2 protein-coding genes are annotated in these 2351 nt (G+C 60.1%); both read right to left on the bottom strand.

Annotated features, from left to right (window positions below):
• A partial coding sequence (locus VJV58_RS21990) for a GGDEF domain-containing protein (protein WP_324139480.1) occupies window positions 1–807 on the bottom strand: 807 nt, incomplete at its 3' end.
• A 124-nt stretch (window positions 808–931) separates the two neighbouring features.
• Window positions 932–2351, bottom strand: a 1420-nt coding sequence (locus VJV58_RS21985) for a DEAD/DEAH box helicase (RefSeq protein ID WP_324139479.1), incomplete at its 5' end; no start/stop codon positions are given.

Here is a 2351-nt window from a genome sequence, read left to right as displayed (position 1 = left end):
TGCGGTGTTGAGCAGCAACACCGCGAACTCCTCGCCGCCATAGCGTGCCGTGATGTCGTGGCCCTTGATCGCCTGCTTCAGCGTCATGCCGACCAGGCGCAACACCTGGTCGCCGGTGAGATGACCATAGGAGTCGTTGAACGATTTGAAGTGGTCGATGTCGAACATCAAGAGCGACAGCGGCTGGCTGTTGGCGAGCGCGGTCTGCACCGCCATGCCGATCATGCGATCGAAATATTTGCGGTTGCCGAGGCCGGTCAGAGCGTCGGTCAGGCTCTCGGTGCGGATCGCTTCCAGGCTCTGCTGCAGGTTGCTGATTTCGGTTTTCGACAGAGACAGGCGATCCTGCAGCGCGTTATTGGTTTCACGCATCTCGATCGTTGATTTCATCAGGCTTTCGGCGATGGCTCTGACCTGATCGCGCGTCTCGGCATGGGAAAGCTTCTCGGCCGCGCTGGACAGGCGCTCATCATAGCTGGCCGACATTCCCAGGGCATCGCTAATGAGCGTCATCACGGCATCGACTTCGCCGATCACTCGAGCGCCTACCTTATCGATGCGCTCGGTCGTTTTGATCTGCGATAGATAGGTGTCGTAGATCTGCTCGAGATCGGCTTCGGTCAGCTTGCCGTTACGCGCCAGCGTCTCATTGATGATCTTGTTGAGCGGCGAATTGTATCCGGTCGCATAGACGTACCAGATTTCATAATTCCGCGGGATCGCGGTCTGGCGGAGGGATTTGATCTGGCCCAACGCAACTTCGGCGAACGCTAATGTGCGTTCGTAATCGTCCAGCACCTTGATCACGGCCCCGTCCCCAAGCAGCGGACAGCACTGCCCGCTTTCTGCAGCAATCATTAAACAATGGCTGACAAGTTAACGGACGGAAATGAACCCGGGGTAAACGAGTCCCTACCAGGACTTGAGAGATTCAGATTCGGGCGCGGATCGGGCGCAATAAAAATGCCGGTAGATGCGAGTGGTCGGCGGGTTCTGCGGATGAATCGACCGCGGCATGCGGTGCTTGATGCCGCCCGATCGAAGGCGTGCGCGACGGTTGGGCTGCGGCCGCCGGAGTGAATGCTGCCGCGGGTGCCTGGGGTTTCGGTTCGGGATGGCGGCCTCCGCCGGAGCGTCGCGGTTCGCGTTCCCTTCGCGGTTTGCGGCCGCCGCGGGAGCCCTCACGTCCGCCTTCTCTGACCCCGTCGCGCGCGCGGGCGTGGCGCGGATGTTCAGTTTCATCTTTGGTCGGCACGGCAGGACCGTCGACGTGGTTTTCGGAACCGCCATCAATGCGGGGAATGGCTTGGCCGATGAGCTTTTCGATCGCCGCGAGCGATTTGTAATCGAGCGGCGCGACCATGGAGATTGCGGTGCCGGCACGACCGGCACGGCCAGTGCGGCCGATCCGATGTACGTAGTCATCGGCATGATGCGGCACGTCGAAATTGAAGACGTGGCTGACCGCCGGAATATCAAGGCCGCGAGCGGCGACATCGGAAGCAACCAGCAGCGGGATTTCACCTTTGCGGAATTGATCCAGCGCCGCGGTTCGGGCGGATTGATCCATGTCGCCATGCAGGGCACCCACACTGAAGCCATGCTTCTGCAGCGATTTGTGCAGCAGCGCCACTTCACGCTTGCGATTGCAGAAGATGATCGCGTTGTTCAGATCTTTGGCATCGCGCAACAGGCGACGCAGAGTCTCGCGTTTTTCATGAGGCTCGCGGCCAACGCTGACCTGGAACTGAGCCACACCGACGGCCGTTGTCGCCGGCCTCGAGACTTCGATTTTTTCGGGATTGTGCAGGAAGGTTTCAGTGATACGGGCGATTTCGGGAGGCATCGTCGCCGTGAAGAATAGCGTTTGGCGCGTGAACGGGATCATCTTGCAGATGCGTTCAATGTCGGGAATGAATCCCATGTCCAGCATGCGGTCGGCTTCGTCGATGACCAAAAGCTCGACACCTGTGAGCAGCAATCCGCCGCGCTCGGTATGGTCGAGCAACCGGCCCGGGGTTGCGATCAGCACGTCGACGCCGCGGGTTAGCTTGCTGTCCTGATCACCAAACGAAACGCCGCCGATCAGGAGTGCGACATTGAGCTTCTGGCCGGCTCCGTATTTGTCGAATTGTTCCTTCACCTGAGCGGCAAGCTCGCGTGTCGGTTCGAGAATAAGGGTGCGCGGCATTCGCGCGCGGGCGCGGCCCTTTTCCAGCAATGTGAGCATCGGAAGGACAAAGGCGGCGGTCTTGCCGGTGCCAGTTTGCGCGATCCCGAGAACGTCTCGGCGCGCCAAAACATGGGGAATCGCCTGTTCCTGAATGGGGGTAGGGGTGGTGTAGCCAGTA

Origin of the sequence: Bradyrhizobium sp. (assembly GCF_035273305.1) — a bacterium.
Lineage (GTDB): Bacteria > Pseudomonadota > Alphaproteobacteria > Rhizobiales > Xanthobacteraceae > Bradyrhizobium.
The sequence above is the reverse complement of the archived record's forward strand: the minus strand, read 5'-3'. Positions and strand labels throughout refer to the sequence as shown.